The sequence below is a fragment of the Paenibacillus sp. GL_099_B genome (assembly GCF_057835695.1).
On sequence record NZ_CM174430.1, the window covers coordinates 1,949,878 to 1,963,738 of the forward strand.

The 13,861-nt window shown below is 46.6% G+C and carries 17 protein-coding genes; 15 read left to right on the forward strand and 2 right to left on the reverse strand.

Annotation, left to right across the window (positions count from 1 at the left end; genetic code table 11):
- Positions 1-37: 37 nt before the first annotated feature.
- A complete protein-coding gene (locus AC3ITG_RS09125) occupies positions 38-1,258 on the reverse strand; it encodes an NAD(P)/FAD-dependent oxidoreductase (RefSeq protein ID WP_413376846.1) in 1,221 nt (406 codons plus the stop codon).
- 96 nt (positions 1,259-1,354) lie between these two features.
- Between AC3ITG_RS09125 and AC3ITG_RS09130 the strand changes: the two genes are divergently transcribed.
- The 7 genes from AC3ITG_RS09130 to AC3ITG_RS09160 all read left to right on the forward strand — a co-directional run bounded on the left by AC3ITG_RS09130 (position 1,355) and on the right by AC3ITG_RS09160 (position 5,594).
- Positions 1,355-1,588 carry a hypothetical protein gene (locus AC3ITG_RS09130; RefSeq protein WP_413376848.1) on the forward strand — a complete coding sequence of 78 codons (234 nt, stop codon included), beginning with the start codon at positions 1,355-1,357 and terminating at the stop codon, positions 1,586-1,588.
- Between the two features lie 30 nt (positions 1,589-1,618).
- Positions 1,619-2,014, forward strand: a complete 396-nt coding sequence (locus AC3ITG_RS09135) for a spore coat protein (RefSeq protein WP_413376850.1) — start codon at positions 1,619-1,621, stop codon at positions 2,012-2,014.
- Between the two features lie 158 nt (positions 2,015-2,172).
- Positions 2,173-2,673 (forward strand): Lrp/AsnC family transcriptional regulator, encoded by a 501-nt coding sequence (locus AC3ITG_RS09140; RefSeq protein WP_024628343.1) that lies wholly within the window; start codon positions 2,173-2,175, stop codon positions 2,671-2,673.
- Positions 2,674-2,686: 13 nt separating this feature from the next.
- On the forward strand, positions 2,687-3,895 hold the full coding sequence (locus AC3ITG_RS09145; RefSeq protein WP_090895166.1) for an aminotransferase class I/II-fold pyridoxal phosphate-dependent enzyme: 1,209 nt from the start codon (positions 2,687-2,689) through the stop codon (positions 3,893-3,895).
- Positions 3,896-4,085: 190 nt separating this feature from the next.
- Complete coding sequence (locus AC3ITG_RS09150; protein WP_413379542.1) at positions 4,086-4,307, forward strand: aspartyl-phosphate phosphatase Spo0E family protein; 222 nt, start codon at positions 4,086-4,088, stop codon at positions 4,305-4,307.
- Between the two features lie 161 nt (positions 4,308-4,468).
- On the forward strand, positions 4,469-5,020 hold the full coding sequence (locus AC3ITG_RS09155; RefSeq protein WP_247901667.1) for a type 2 periplasmic-binding domain-containing protein: 552 nt from the start codon (positions 4,469-4,471) through the stop codon (positions 5,018-5,020).
- A 37-nt stretch (positions 5,021-5,057) separates the two neighbouring features.
- Positions 5,058-5,594 carry a bifunctional adenosylcobinamide kinase/adenosylcobinamide-phosphate guanylyltransferase gene (locus AC3ITG_RS09160; RefSeq protein WP_072734039.1) on the forward strand — a complete coding sequence of 179 codons (537 nt, stop codon included), beginning with the start codon at positions 5,058-5,060 and terminating at the stop codon, positions 5,592-5,594.
- A gap of 108 nt (positions 5,595-5,702) precedes the next feature.
- Here the strand turns inward: AC3ITG_RS09160 and AC3ITG_RS09165 are convergent, their stop codons facing one another.
- Positions 5,703-6,314: a DedA family protein gene (locus AC3ITG_RS09165; RefSeq protein WP_413376856.1), complete on the reverse strand. Its 612-nt coding sequence runs from the start codon at positions 6,312-6,314 to the stop codon at positions 5,703-5,705.
- Between the two features lie 226 nt (positions 6,315-6,540).
- Between AC3ITG_RS09165 and AC3ITG_RS09170 the strand changes: the two genes are divergently transcribed.
- The 8 genes from AC3ITG_RS09170 (at position 6,541) to AC3ITG_RS09205 (ending at position 13,846) form a co-directional block, all read left to right on the forward strand.
- Positions 6,541-7,122 carry a cob(I)yrinic acid a,c-diamide adenosyltransferase gene (locus tag AC3ITG_RS09170; protein WP_489253530.1) on the forward strand — a complete coding sequence of 194 codons (582 nt, stop codon included), beginning with the start codon at positions 6,541-6,543 and terminating at the stop codon, positions 7,120-7,122.
- On the forward strand, positions 7,119-8,102 hold the full coding sequence (locus AC3ITG_RS09175) for an RluA family pseudouridine synthase (RefSeq protein ID WP_489253531.1): 984 nt from the start codon (positions 7,119-7,121) through the stop codon (positions 8,100-8,102). The genes AC3ITG_RS09170 and AC3ITG_RS09175 overlap by 4 nt, the downstream gene beginning before the upstream one ends.
- A 341-nt stretch (positions 8,103-8,443) precedes the next feature.
- Complete coding sequence (locus AC3ITG_RS09180; RefSeq protein ID WP_413376862.1) at positions 8,444-8,809, forward strand: arsenate reductase family protein; 366 nt, start codon at positions 8,444-8,446, stop codon at positions 8,807-8,809.
- Between the two features lie 173 nt (positions 8,810-8,982).
- Complete coding sequence (locus AC3ITG_RS09185; RefSeq protein WP_489253532.1) at positions 8,983-9,876, forward strand: 5'-3' exonuclease; 894 nt, start codon at positions 8,983-8,985, stop codon at positions 9,874-9,876.
- A 5-nt stretch (positions 9,877-9,881) separates the two neighbouring features.
- Positions 9,882-10,988, forward strand: coding sequence for a phosphodiester glycosidase family protein (locus tag AC3ITG_RS09190; RefSeq protein ID WP_489254445.1), 1,107 nt, complete (start codon positions 9,882-9,884; stop codon positions 10,986-10,988).
- Positions 10,989-11,017: 29 nt separating this feature from the next.
- Complete coding sequence (locus AC3ITG_RS09195; protein WP_489253533.1) at positions 11,018-11,713, forward strand: MOSC domain-containing protein; 696 nt, start codon at positions 11,018-11,020, stop codon at positions 11,711-11,713.
- A 70-nt stretch (positions 11,714-11,783) separates the two neighbouring features.
- Positions 11,784-12,662 carry an ROK family protein gene (locus tag AC3ITG_RS09200; RefSeq protein WP_024629017.1) on the forward strand — a complete coding sequence of 293 codons (879 nt, stop codon included), beginning with the start codon at positions 11,784-11,786 and terminating at the stop codon, positions 12,660-12,662.
- Positions 12,663-12,844: 182 nt separating this feature from the next.
- The gene (locus tag AC3ITG_RS09205; RefSeq protein ID WP_489253534.1) at positions 12,845-13,846 is read left to right on the forward strand and encodes an HRDC domain-containing protein; all 1,002 of its coding nucleotides are present in this window, start codon (positions 12,845-12,847) and stop codon (positions 13,844-13,846) included.
- The last annotated feature ends 15 nt before the right edge of the window (positions 13,847-13,861 follow it).

The window sequence follows — 13,861 nt, forward strand, 5'->3', positions numbered from 1 at the left end:
TGATCCTGAGCTGTACCCTTATTTATTGAGATGTTGCTTATACAGGAGAAGGTTTACTCGTTCTCGTTAATGAGAAAAGTTCCATATCGCCATTCTTAACTCCTGTAACAGCATCGGCCAAAATGGAAGCAGCGAACATGCTGTACACCGTCCCGTTACCGCCATAACCCTCAAGAAAATAAGAATGTGGGTATTGAGGATGTGGACCGATAAACGGAAGACCGTCATTCGTATTGCCAAACACGGCACCCCAGGCATAATCGACTTCTAGACCGTCCAATGGGAAATAAGAGCGGACTTCTTCTAGGAGTGTATCTCCACGGTGTTTTGCCCGAATCTCACGCTGATCTTCCCTCGGTGTCTCTTCATCCAGACCGCCAGCAATGATCCGTCCATCTGGTGTGGTTCTCATATATAGGTAAGGGCGTGCTGTCTCCCAGATCAGACTGTGCTCATACCATTCCTTCAGGTCTGGCAACGGTTTAGTAGCAATTGCATAGGTGGTTTGCAGGTAGGCTCCTTGATCCTTTTTGATGGCCTGCGTCTCATAACCGGCAGCAAAAACAACCTTTCTGGCCCGGATTTTCCCACCTAAAGTATGACACAGCACACCATAATCATCGAATTCACAATGAATCATCTCAGTCTGTCCATAGATTCGTGCGCCTCGTTTGCTTGCCGATTTAAACAAGGCATGAACAAAGCGATACGGGTTCACTTCGGCATCCCCCAACGTATACAGTGCGGCAGGTTTGCTGAAGGGGAAATGGTTGCTAATTTTGTCGGAATTCCACAGTTCAGCTTCAAAGCCATAGCGCTTCAAGGTTTGATATTCTTCCTCCAGCATGGCTACATCATCAATGCTGCTGGCAAAACAGAGACTGGTCCGCGGAATAAACCAGGGATCCGTATCCAGCCTGTCCGCAATTTGTGTGAGCTTCTGCATGGCTTCAAGACATAGTTCATAGAACCGCACGCCTGCCTTTTCGCCAAAGGTATGAATACAAGAGGTCAGTGTTTTGTCGTTTGTGTACTGCAAAAGACCTGTATTGGCTGAGCTGCTGCCATGCGCAATCTTTCTCTTATCAATAACAACCGTGTTAACTCCACGCTCCGTAAGCAATTCGGAAGTCAGTGCGCCCCCCATACCTCCACCTATGATCAAGCAGTCACAGGAGATGTCGGTTTGTAGCGAGGGATAGTTGGGATTTGTATTAAAAGTGGAAGGCCAGAAAGTTGTACCATAGACCAGATCCATTAGAAACATCTCCTTCGTGATTACGTTTGTATACTTTTGAGTGACCGGGTTAACAATAATTGCGCATAAACTTTATGCCGAGGAGGTCAACGAAACATGCAGAATCAATCTATGCAAGCGCTGAGTCCGAAAGAATTGAATTATATTGCGGATTCAATAACCAATGAAGAACTGCTGATCAAGCAGTGTGCGGCCACAGCTTCCATCTCACATAATCCGCAAATTCAGCAGGCGCTGAATCACTATGTTCGTTCCCATGAGCAGCATATGAACACACTCGTCAATGCTCTGCAGCAACATCAATCTCTTGCTCCAACACAAGTGCAGTAAGCCGAATCTAACCGTATAGGAGGAAACCGGGTGTATTCTCAAAATTTATCATCTAATGGATCTTTTATGCAGGAGCAGGATTTGTTAAAGTCGATTCTTGCGGATTTAAGACGAACCGCGCGCGAATATACGACTGCAACATCTGAAGCATCTTGCCCGATTACACGTCGGATGTTCACAGACTTGACCAATGATACACTCCGTCTGCAAGGTGAGCTGTTCAATGTAATGCAGCAAAACAACATGTATTCGGTGGGTTCGAAGGCATTGCGCCAGGATGTGGACAAGCAGATTCAATCGGCTCACCAGACTCAACAGAAATGCCAGCAGTTCATTCAGGAAAAGAATACGCAGGCCAGTACTTACAACCAGGCGCCTAATGTTCCCCAGCATCAACCGAATTACGGTAACCCTTATTACATGTAACCTTTGTAATTATGGTTTGAAGCAGGGACAGTTGCAGACCATACCACCGCTTGCCCGAATTCAGGGCGGGCGGTTTTTGTCTTTGCATGATCGTTGAATTCATGTAATATAAGTATTAATTCATTTTCAGGAACCTGGATGACGCTGGAGGGAAAGACATGAAGGATCTGAACGATCTGCAATTAAAAGTTCTGGATTTGTTGAAGGAAGACGCGAGAAGGACTCCCGCACTGCTGTCGACGCTGCTGGGGGAGTCGGAAGATAAGATCAAGAACGCCGTGGCACAGCTTGAACAGGACCACGTGATTGTGAAATACGCAACCGTTGTGAACTGGAGCAAGATTGATGATGAGAAAGTAACAGCCCTGATTGAAGTACAGATTACGCCTGAGCGTGGTCGTGGCTTTGAAGGGATCGCTGAACGCATTTATCTGTATCCGCAAGTGAAATCGGTATATCTCATGTCAGGTGCATATGATCTGCTCGTAGAAGTAGAAGGTGGCAACCTGCGTGAAGTTGCTAATTTTGTATCGGAGAAATTGTCTCCGATTGACTCTGTACTTTCAACCAAAACGAATTTTATTCTTAAAAAATATAAGCAGGACGGGATTATTTTTGAAGACCATCAGGAAGACAACCGTCTCATGATCTCGCCGTAAAGGAAGATGCGTCATGATAGTGAATGAACAGACAACAGGAAACAACAAGAAAATGACTTCGTATCTGGCACCTTTGGTTCAACAGATACCGCCATCCGGCATACGCAAATTTTTTGATCTGGTTGGCGATAACAAGGATATCATCACATTGGGTGTAGGTGAACCGGACTTTGTAACACCGTGGCATATGCGTGAAGCTTGTGTATATTCACTCGAAAGAGGCATGACCAGTTATACTTCCAATGCAGGTATGCCGAAATTGAGGGAAGCCATCAGCGAGTATCTGGACACTCAGTTTGATACCAAGTATGATCCAAAGGACGAAATTATTGTTACCGTTGGTGGCAGTGAAGCCATTGATCTGGCATTGCGTGCATTAATCGTACCTGGAGATGAGATTCTGATTCCAGAACCTTCGTATGTGGCATATTCTCCAATCGCTTCGATTGGTGGAGGCATACCGGTTGGTGTAGAAACATATGCGAAGGATCAGTTTAAACTGACTGCCGAGGCGCTGGAAGCGGGAATTACGCCGAAGTCCAAGGTTCTTATTCTATGTTATCCGAGCAATCCTACAGGTGCCATCATGACCTATGAAGAATGGTTACCGATTGCTGAAGTGATCAAAAAGCATGACCTGATCGTCATTGCGGATGAGATTTATGCTGAGCTGACATATACGCAAAAACATGTTAGTTTCGCTTCGATTCCGGATATGAAGGAACGAACCATTTTGGTGAGTGGGTTTTCCAAGGCTTTTGCCATGACCGGCTGGCGGATCGGGTATATGTGCGGACATCCTGAACTAATTGCAGCCATGCTCAAAATTCATCAGTATACGGTGATGTGTGCACCTGCCATGGGACAGGTGGCCGCGCTTGAGGCATTGACAAACGGTTTGGGTGAGAAGGATAGAATGGTTGAATCCTATAATCAGCGTAGACGCCTTATCGTGCAGGGTTTTAGAGATATCGGGCTGGACTGTCATGAACCCCAGGGAGCATTTTATGCATTTCCTAGTATCCAGAAGACGGGGCTAAGTTCGGATCTTTTTGCTGAGCGTTTGCTAACGGAAAATAAAGTGGCTGCTGTTCCGGGTAATGTATTTGGTCCACAAGGTGAAGGATTTCTTCGTTGTTCCTATGCAACATCGGTGACCCAATTGAATGAAGCATTGGAACGAATCGGAAACTTTGTTTACAAACTGCAAAAAGAGGGTTAATAGGGAATAGAAGCTTCTGATCGACATAAATTTTCTTCAAACTAGAAAAAAATAACTTTCTTTTACAAAATATTGTGATATAATTTCAATTTGAAATATGTTTTTCTTGTATTTGTAAACTAAATTTTCCAAGGAGGGGTTGGCTTTGTTTTGTGTTGAATATGATTTACCGACTAATCGTGGGCATTATTTGGCAGAAGGCGATCATGGCGACCGATGGTCGGTGAAACCGGATCACGCATCTTTGCATAACGTTTCCTTGGAAGATGAGATCCATATGCTACGCCGCAGGATGGAACAGATATTCCTTGAAGAGAAATCATTCACATCCGATATTGTAATTGAAATTAGCAGTTTGCTAGATTTGAAGATTAATGAATACATGAAGGCTAATCCGATTAAAGGGAAATAATTTTTCGTTGTATCGAAACGTTACGCATATGCGATTCGAAGAAGACCCGGAAGGGGTCTTTTTTTTGATCTATGAACAGATTGCTTCGGATAGGCAGGGTTATTTTTTTGCGTGGAACAATTGTGATATATTGTACATAGGAGACTAAAGGGGGAACTGGAATGAAGAGATTTTGGGGGCTTACCGCAATCATTTCTATGATTTTTCTGCTTGCTGGCTGTGGCGGTAAGGACGGTTTTACGATTTTTATCATTGACAACCAAGGAAATCCATCCGTGATCTCGGAGCAGTTGCAAGCTAATTTGCAGCAGAAGTTGGGCGAGGAGCCCAAGGTGGAAGTTATCACCAGTGCGATGTATGATGTTCAAAAAATTATGGTAGAGTATGCGGCTGGTGGACATGATATTTTCATTTTGCCTGAGGCTGATATGAAGCAGTACGGAAGTAACGGCTCCAATATTCCGCTTGATGATACATTTGATCCGGAGAAGTATAAGCGCGGTGTATTTGAAGGCGGGGTCCTGGTTGAGAAGGGTGAAGGAGATGACGGTTCAGACATCAAGACAGAATCACATCTCTATGGCATTCCGCTGGAAGACATGCAAATGTTCAAAGATGTAGATTATGCTGCGCAAAATCTGTTTGCTACCATTCCGGTGTCGGCGTCTAATGTCGAAGAATCCAAGAAAGTGCTGAAGGCGCTGACAGAGTAAATGCAATCTAGTATGGCTACTGAAGGAGGGGAGCGGATTGCTAATTACGGTCACAGGCGGAATAGGCAGTGGTAAAACCCGATTTGCGCTTGGATACGCAGCCCGGATCAGCCGGGAGGGCATCTATTTATCCACTGGTGATCATGATCCCGTGATTCCTGAATTGCCATCCGCTCATTATCGTGCCATCCAGGCTGGGAACGGCCAGCACCTGACGGAGGTGCTTCACCAGATTAATCGGGAATCCAATCTCTTCCTGGCAGATCAGCGAATTGTCATTGTGGATAGTCTGACAGCATGGATGGCAGCCGGGTTCAGGGCAAGTGATGATCTGGATCAGCAGCGTTCAGAGACACAGCTGTTGCTGGACGCCCTTCTGTCTTACCAGGGAAAGTTGCTCGTGATTACCAATGAAATGCATGGCTCTTTGTATCCTTCAGAGGAAGAACGAATTTTTGCAGCAAGAATGGCGTCAGTTAACCGGGCGTTGCAGGCGCATTCGGAACAGATGTATCTGTTGATATCTGGCTTGCCTGTTGATCTCAAAGATCGAGGGCTGCGATATGAAGATTAGCATTTCATAATGTTATAAACGATGGACGAGCCTAAATAAAGCCTCCGTCACCACAAATTGTGGTGAGGAGGCTTTATTTTATGACAAAAGCTACGCGTGTAAATTTCTTTATTTCCGAGTTTTATTTCGTCTGATCCACCAGATTATACAGCCCACAACAATAATCGCCAGAAGGACATATACGACCAGGGAGTACACGTCCATAAAGTTAAGGATACTCTCCCATGACGCACCAAGCGCTGCACCAACCGAGACGAGAATGATATTCCAGGCTAGTGTTCCAATGGTTGTGAAGAGCAGGAATAAACCAAATTTCATGTTGGACATGCCGGCAGGAATCGAGATCAGGCTGCGAACAAGGGGAACCATACGACAGAATAGTACGGTCCACATTCCATATTTGTCAAACCATGCATCGACACGGTGAATATCTTCTTTTTTGATCCGCAGAATATGACCCCAACGTTCTACAATCTTCTCCAGCCGATTGACATCAATCAGCAGTCCGATCCCATAGAGAATGACAGCCCCGAGCACAGAACCAATGGTAGCAGCAATAATAACACCGGGAAGGGTCAGGCTGGTGTAGGTGGTCATGAAGCCGCCAAAAGGTAATATGATTTCGGAGGGGATGGGGGGAAATACGTTTTCGAGCGCAATAATGAGTGCAATACCTATGTAGCCGTATTGTTCCATGAAATCGGTTATCCAGTTTTGCATAATCGTCTCCTCTACTTTTGGTTTGCAAGGATTTGGCGTATACTCGGCAGAGTACACCAATTCATATATACGTGTGAAGGATCTCACTGGTTTCTGAAAATAATAGCATTCCCGTATTCATAGCAGGTCAAGTATACTAATTAAGTTAAACTCAAGAAGGGCATGCATTTATATTTAACCCCAGCGTTCTACCATGCGAATGATATTAACAATAGGAGGAATTACAATGGGCATATATACACGAACAGGTGACGAGGGGCAGACCTCAGTCATTGGTGGACGGGTCATCAAGGACGATGATCGGGTTGAAGCTTACGGTACAATTGATGAGCTGAATTGTTTTGTTGGGCAGGCCATTAGTTTTATTGATCAAGCAAATGGGGAATTTGAAGATTTGCGTGAACACTTGCTCGAAATTCAGCAAGAATTGTTTGATTGCGGGTCCGATCTCGCCTTTGTAAAAATCAGCGAAACCAGATATAAAGTGCGGGATGAGATGGTCACCCGGCTTGAGCAATGGATTGATCTGTATGATGCAGAGAATCCGAAGGTGGAACGGTTTATTTTGCCTGGGGGTAGTCTGCTCTCTTCCACATTGCACGTCTGCCGCACAGTATGTCGCCGTGCTGAGCGCCGCGCCGTAACACTCGGACAGCATACGGATATCAACCCTTCTGTACGACGTTATTTGAACCGTCTGTCTGATTATTTCTTCGTTGTTGCACGGACTGCCAATGCGAGACAACAGGTAGCTGACATTGAGTATGTGCGGAGCAAAAAAGTATTCCGCCGCAAAGACAAAGAATGAGCGGTTATTATTCACCACTTACTTACACGGTTCCCGAACATGAAGATGGCTGGTTGCTGAAGACCGTGCTTCAGCGGCGCCTACAGGTTTCGCGCAAGCTCCTGTCGAGAATCAAACTTACAGAGCAGGGAATTATGCTAAATGGCGAGCGGGTATACATCAGCGTCAAAGTTAGCGCAGGTGACGTCCTGGAAGTCCGGATGGAACAGGAAGAGTCGGATGATATTTTACCTGAGCCGATTCCCTTTACGATACTGTATGAAGACGAGCACTTACTTATCGTGAACAAGGATTCCGGTGTCATCGTACATCCAACACATGGGCATTACACAGGTACATTGGCAAACGGAGTTGTCCATTATTGGAAGTCCAAGGGCGAGCGTTTCCGCTTCAGACCGATTCATCGACTGGATCAGGAAACATCAGGTGTGCTGGCAATCGCAAAAAATCCATATGTTCACCAGCATGTGTCTGAACAGATGATTGCAGGAACGGTGGATAAACAATATATTGCCTTTGTGCACGGTAGTCCTGCCCAAGAAGAGGGGGCTATCGATGGCCCGATCGATCGTGATCCCGAAGAGCCGCATCGTCGAATCGTTACACCTGACGGGTATGCGGCAAGAACGTTATACACGACAGTCGCCCGATGGGCAGACAGCAGCGCCAGTGCGGTGAACCTGAAGCTGGAGAGCGGCAGAACCCATCAAATAAGGGTACATATGACATCGATCGGCTGCCCGTTAGTTGGAGATCGGATGTACAAGACCCTTCCCGTGCATGAGATCGATGAGCAGATCATGGCTGTTCGGGAGGAACGAGACACTTGGATTTCCCGTCAGGCATTGCACGCATGTGAGCTGGCGTTTGACCATCCCATTTTGCACAATCGGATGACGTTCCAAGCCCCGTTGCCCGCAGATATGGCTGCCCTGGAGGCTCGCCTGGATACCGAGGCATCACCGAGAGAAGCGTTGTAGGAAGCTGTCAAACGGCCTGATTGTGCTCTGTGAGTACCTCAGTGAAATGTGTCTTTGCTGTATGTTAAACGATTAGTTGCCAAATCCTTGTGAGGCATGCAAACTGCACCCGAACAAAATGCCGCAGGCTATTTTTAAAAATTTTTAGGTGGTAGGATTTTTATATTTTAAGGTTTTTGACCCTAAAGCCGAATGGACATTTTTCTCATTCGCAAAGAGGTTTAAATTTACAGTGCGATGGTATCGGGTTGGAGCGACTTTTGGATTTGCGAAGCAAACCAAGGGAAGCGAGAAGTCGAAACCGGAGCACCACCGGAGCAATTTTAGGAGGATTAGTAACGATGAGTGATCTGAAAGTATATCAATATGCCAAATGTGGCACGTGCCGCAAAGCCGTAAAATGGCTGGAAGCTCAGGGGCATGAGCTGGAATTAATCCCTATTTTCGATACACCACCATCCGAAGCAGAATTAACGGGGTTGATTCAGAAGAGCGGACTTGAAGTGAAGAAGTTTTTTAATACGAGTGGGGAAGTATACAAGGAGCAGCAATTGAAGGACAAGCTCCCGGGGTTGTCCACAGAAGAGCAGATTCGTTTGCTGGCTTCCAATGGTCGTCTGATCAAACGTCCAATCGTTACGGATGGTCATAAAGTGACCGTAGGATTCAAAGAAGACACGTATGAGCAGGAATGGAACAATGCGTAAATTATAAATGAATGATTTCATTGATTGTTAAATGAACCAAGGTAAAAAAGGCTCTGAATGTTCAAATTTCAGGGCTTTTTTGGCTGGTCGATCCTTGGCGGAACTATGCTATAATGATAGAATTAGTTCGATATTTTATTTGCTAGATACAGGACAGGAGAGAACAAATTCAAGTGAATCAACGTAATGAACCTACTTTGTTGCTGGTAGATGGTATGGCGGTGTTGTTCCGTGCATTCTATGCAACATCTGCAAGCGGATATATCAGACGTACAAAGGCAGGCATGCCAACCAACGCAGTATACGGATTTATCCGTTATTTCTGGGATGCGGTTCAGACCTTTGGGCCAAGTCATGTCGTATGCTGTTGGGATATGGGGGGCAAGACGTTTCGCGGTGAAGAGTATGCAGCGTATAAGGGGAACCGTCCGGAAGCTCCGGATGATCTGATTCCTCAGTTTGCTCTGATTCGTGAAGTGATGGATAGTTTGAACATTCCGAATATTGGCGCTCAAGGATATGAGGCTGATGATTGCATTGGTACACTTGCCAAGTATTACACCGAGCAGACGGATATGAACGTGATGGTACTTACGGGTGACCACGATATGCTGCAACTGATTGATGACCGTACAAGCATTATTATTATGAAAAAAGGTCATGGCAATTACATGGTGTATACACCTGAATCTCTAATGACGGAGAAACAACTGACCCCTCGTCAAGTGATCGACATGAAAGGCCTGATGGGCGATGCCAGTGACAATTATCCTGGAGTACGGGGCATTGGGGAGAAGACGGCTTTGAAGCTTGTGCAGGAGTTTGGCTCTATTGAAGGCATTTTGGACAATATGGATAAACTTACCCCTTCGGTACGTAACAAGATTGAGAATGATCTTGACATGCTTCATCTGTCCCGCAAACTGGCAGAGATTCACTGTGCAGTTCCGGTAGCTTGTGCACTGGATGTATGTGAATTGCGTCTTGACCCGGATATGGTGATGGACAAGTTCGAACAACTTGAGATGAAGAGCCTGGGCTCTTGGATGGGAGTGGCAATAGGGTGAGTAGTATGCAGACAAAACGGACGGGCAAAAAGTGGTGGACAGGGGCTATGGCCCTCGTCCTTGCTTTGCCTGTAATCCTTTCAGGAGCGGTGAGTGCTCCACAGACAGCGGATGCCAAAGCGGCAATAAGCACTAAAGTACAGAAAGTAAAAGCAGCAGGACGCAGTTTTACCGTGCAGACGGTTAGTATTCCCAAGGGTACACCAGTTACCGTAGGATTAGCGAAGAAGCAGGTCGGTCAGACCGCAACATTACCTTCGATTGTCAAAGCTTATGGCGCGCAAGCGGCCATTAACGGAGCGTTTTTTGAAGCTTATAACGGAGCTCCAGATCCATACGGCATGTTAATAGCAAACGGCAAGGTTATACATATTGGAAGATACGGAACAACGATTGGGTTTAAGGAAGATGGTTCAGCCATCATGGATTCGCTTCAAGTGAGCCTGACGGGTAAAGTAACAGATAAAGAAGGGAAATCACGCAGTTGGTATGCGACCTTTATTAACCGAACACCTTCCGCGAATGCGAGCATTACGATGTTATACACGCCAGAGCGGGGATCTACAGTCGGGTTCAAAGGAGGTACGGCGGTTGTGATGGAGAAAGGGATTGTCACCAAGAAAGTACCCAATACCAATGTAGCCATTCCGAAGAATGGCTCGGTGCTGGTTTTCACGGGGAATCAGAAATCTTCGTCGGACCGCTTCACCGTTGGATCAACTGTAGAGATGAATTATAAATACACCAATGCAGCAGGCAAGGAGATCCCTTGGCAAGATGTAGTTACCGCTGTGGGCGCAGGTCCACGTCTGGTGAAAGACGGCAAAGTTGCCGTCAATCCAACGAGTGAGGGCTTCAAGGATACCAAAATTCTCAATGCCTCCGGCGCAAGAAGCGGTATTGCCATTATGGCCGACGGTTCGGTTATGTTGGCTACCGTTTCGGGAGCGACGATTAAGGAATGGGCTGCTGTCATGCAGAAGCTCGGTGCCAAGCAGGCAATGAACCTGGATGGTGGTGCGTCTTCAGGCATGTATGCTGGCGGCAAAATGCTTACTTCCCCAGGTCGCTTGTTAAGTAATACACTTGTTTTTGGTGGCTCTGTTCGTTAAAAGAAAGCTATTATGGGAGGTAGGATCAGATGACACTCACACATAACCGGAAGCCAGATAAAAGCAAAACGGCTGTATTAGCTGTGAACGTGGGGCAACTTCAGGCCTTGCCTGGTCAGAAGCGCGGAGTGCTGAGCGGCATTGTGAAACATCCCATATCCAGCCCGGTCTTCCTGTCATTCACCGGAATGACAGGAGACGCTCAGGCGGATCTGGAGCACCATGGTGGGCCGGATAAGGCGGTTTGTGTATACGATTACAGTCGTTATCCGGCGCTTGAACAACTGATGGATCGTAAGCTGGACTGGGGAGCTTGTGGAGAAAATCTGACAGTTGAAGGCTGTATGGAGGATGAAGTCCGAATTGGCGATATGTATGAATTGGGGGAATCCACGGTACAGGTTAGCCAGCCAAGACAGCCTTGCTTCAAGCTTGGTGCACGGTATGATTACAAAGAGCTGCCTGTTTATTTTCAGGATAGCGGGCATACCGGATTTTATTTTCGGGTGTTGCAAGAAGGCGAGGTAACTCCCTCTGCAATCTTCAGACGAATCAGCACTGACCCTGCATCAATGACCATTCTGGAAGCCAACCGAATTATGCATCAGGGGAAGCATGATGCCGCTGGTATGCGTGCTTTGCTGGCCATTCCAACGCTAGCCGACAGCTGGAAGCAGACCTTATTGAAGCGATTGGCGAAGCTCGAAACTGCTGAACAGGAATAATCATGCAGTCGTTCAGAGAACAGATTCGAAGATCCATTTTAATTTTAAACTACTTGGGAGTGTGACTAACATGACGATTTTAGGCGCAATTGAAGCTGGAGGAACCAAATTTGTATGTGGTATCGGTACGGAAGAAGGAGAAGTTCTTGAACGCGTAAGCTTTCCAACGACGACACCGGAAGAGACGATGGCTCAAGTAATCGCTTTTTTTGAAGGTAAAGGAATTGAGGCGTTGGGCGTAGGTTCATTTGGTCCAATTGATCCGATTGAAGGAAGCCCGACCTATGGTTACATTACAACAACACCTAAGCCGCATTGGGGTCAGTACAATATGATCGGCAAGCTCAAGGAGCACTTTGATGTACCGATGACGTTCGACACGGATGTAAACGGTGCTGCACTCGGGGAAGCAACCTGGGGGGCTGCACAAGGCCTGGATAGCTGTTTGTATATTACTGTCGGAACGGGTATTGGTGCAGGTGCAGTTGTAGGTGGCAAAATGGTCCATGGATTGTCACATCCAGAGATGGGACACATCATTGTACGCAGACATCCTGAAGATACATATGAAGGTTTCTGTCCGTATCATGGAGACTGTCTGGAAGGGCTTGCCGCAGGTCCTGCCATCAATAAACGTTGGGAGCAACCGGCTTACGAACTGCCAGCCGATCATAAGGCCTGGGAGATTGAAGCACATTACCTGGCGCATGCTCTCATGAATTATGTATTGATCCTTACACCTCAGAAAATTGTAATGGGCGGCGGTGTAATGAAGCAGGAGCATCTATTCCCAATGGTTCGCAGCAAACTGCAGGAATTGCTCGCTGGATACGTTCAGCATCCTGCACTTCAGTCCGAAATTGACCAGTATGTTGTTTCACCAGGACTTGGCGATAATGCGGGACTGTGTGGTTCGCTTGCGCTGGCGAAATTGGCTTTGAACAAGTAAATAGCTTTACAAACAAGTAGTTGACGAATTTTTCCATTGTGGTAATATATGAGCAACAGCATAGCACGGTTAATGAGGAAGCACCTCTCTTGCATGGATTTTGCAGGAGAGGTGTTTTTTTGTTGCTTAATTTAGCACAAAACAGACTGTGTCGAGCTGAACTATTGAAGGAGGGACAAGAAATGGAAGTCATTTTCATGAACAGATTATCCAGAATGTCAGGTCAGAATGAAGAGCATGCGCAGTTGTGGATCGGTGAAGAAGATGGAGCGTGGCATCTGGGATGGAGCCGATATGAGGAAGGAGATCGAACGGATGACATCTGGTATGCTGGCAGTTCGTGGGACGAGCTATTACATGTTTATCGTCATCAGTTAGCCATACAGATGGGCGAAGGATATCGTCCGTTGCTGCAGGGTATGTTTCACGAAAATGATGATTTGAAGTCGCGCAGTTATGGCGGTCAACGTCTTCATTGTTACAGTGAATTATATGGCAATGAGGGGCTGTATATGGACCTATGCATATGGCGCAGGAAGAGAGCAGCGTCTGACCGGAAGGCCCCCTATTTTATTGCAACAAACCGGTTGTTGCGCATGATTAGTGCATTTGTTCCACAAACCATCGATGAATTGATGCAACTGCCTGGCGTAGGTGAGAGCAAGGCTTCCGAGTACGGAGCTGAATGGTTGGAGCTTACAAATGGACTGGAACGTTCCACATCTTTTCCGCTAGAGTGGGTGTACACAGTTCTGAAGGAACAAGAATATGAGAGCTGGCTGTACAAACAGAGAGAGCAGAAATACAAGCAGGAGCTAGACAGATTCACCACACGGAAGCAGGTACTTGAAGGCATGAAAGAAGGATATACGTTGGAGGAGATCGTGAATCGTTCTGGATTGTCCCGGCGAGAGCTGATTGAGCTGTTGGAGACACTGGATTTGGAGGGGTATGACACAGATTGTCTACTTGATGCGGAGCTTGCTGTCATGCCCGAAGAGGAGCAAGAGGCGGTATGGAGTGCCTACGAGGAGCTGGGAGATACGTTCCTGAAGCCCGTGTTACATAAGGTGTATGGAGAAGAGAAGCCTGGGGGGAGCAACCTGGAGCAGGTCTATGAAAGACTGCGCATGATTCGGATCCGGTTTCGTCGTCACACAGAGACAGAGCAGAATGCAGGCTAGATTGGAAATAGGACG

Excerpts from the sequence above, each read along its gene's own strand:
- AC3ITG_RS09125 (WP_413376846.1), bottom strand. The coding sequence starts at position 1,258 with ATGGATCTGGTCTATGGTACAACTTTCTGGCCTTCCACTTTTAATACA.
- AC3ITG_RS09130 (WP_413376848.1), top strand. The coding sequence starts at position 1,355 with ATGCAGAATCAATCTATGCAAGCGCTGAGTCCGAAAGAATTGAATTAT.
- AC3ITG_RS09140 (WP_024628343.1), top strand. The coding sequence starts at position 2,173 with ATGAAGGATCTGAACGATCTGCAATTAAAAGTTCTGGATTTGTTGAAG.
- AC3ITG_RS09145 (WP_090895166.1), top strand. The coding sequence starts at position 2,687 with ATGATAGTGAATGAACAGACAACAGGAAACAACAAGAAAATGACTTCG.
- AC3ITG_RS09155 (WP_247901667.1), top strand. The coding sequence starts at position 4,469 with ATGAAGAGATTTTGGGGGCTTACCGCAATCATTTCTATGATTTTTCTG.
- AC3ITG_RS09165 (WP_413376856.1), bottom strand. The coding sequence starts at position 6,314 with ATGCAAAACTGGATAACCGATTTCATGGAACAATACGGCTACATAGGT.
- AC3ITG_RS09170 (WP_489253530.1), top strand. The coding sequence starts at position 6,541 with ATGGGCATATATACACGAACAGGTGACGAGGGGCAGACCTCAGTCATT.
- AC3ITG_RS09175 (WP_489253531.1), top strand. The coding sequence starts at position 7,119 with ATGAGCGGTTATTATTCACCACTTACTTACACGGTTCCCGAACATGAA.
- AC3ITG_RS09180 (WP_413376862.1), top strand. The coding sequence starts at position 8,444 with ATGAGTGATCTGAAAGTATATCAATATGCCAAATGTGGCACGTGCCGC.
- AC3ITG_RS09190 (WP_489254445.1), top strand. The coding sequence starts at position 9,882 with ATGCAGACAAAACGGACGGGCAAAAAGTGGTGGACAGGGGCTATGGCC.
- AC3ITG_RS09195 (WP_489253533.1), top strand. The coding sequence starts at position 11,018 with ATGACACTCACACATAACCGGAAGCCAGATAAAAGCAAAACGGCTGTA.
- AC3ITG_RS09200 (WP_024629017.1), top strand. The coding sequence starts at position 11,784 with ATGACGATTTTAGGCGCAATTGAAGCTGGAGGAACCAAATTTGTATGT.
- AC3ITG_RS09205 (WP_489253534.1), top strand. The coding sequence starts at position 12,845 with ATGGAAGTCATTTTCATGAACAGATTATCCAGAATGTCAGGTCAGAAT.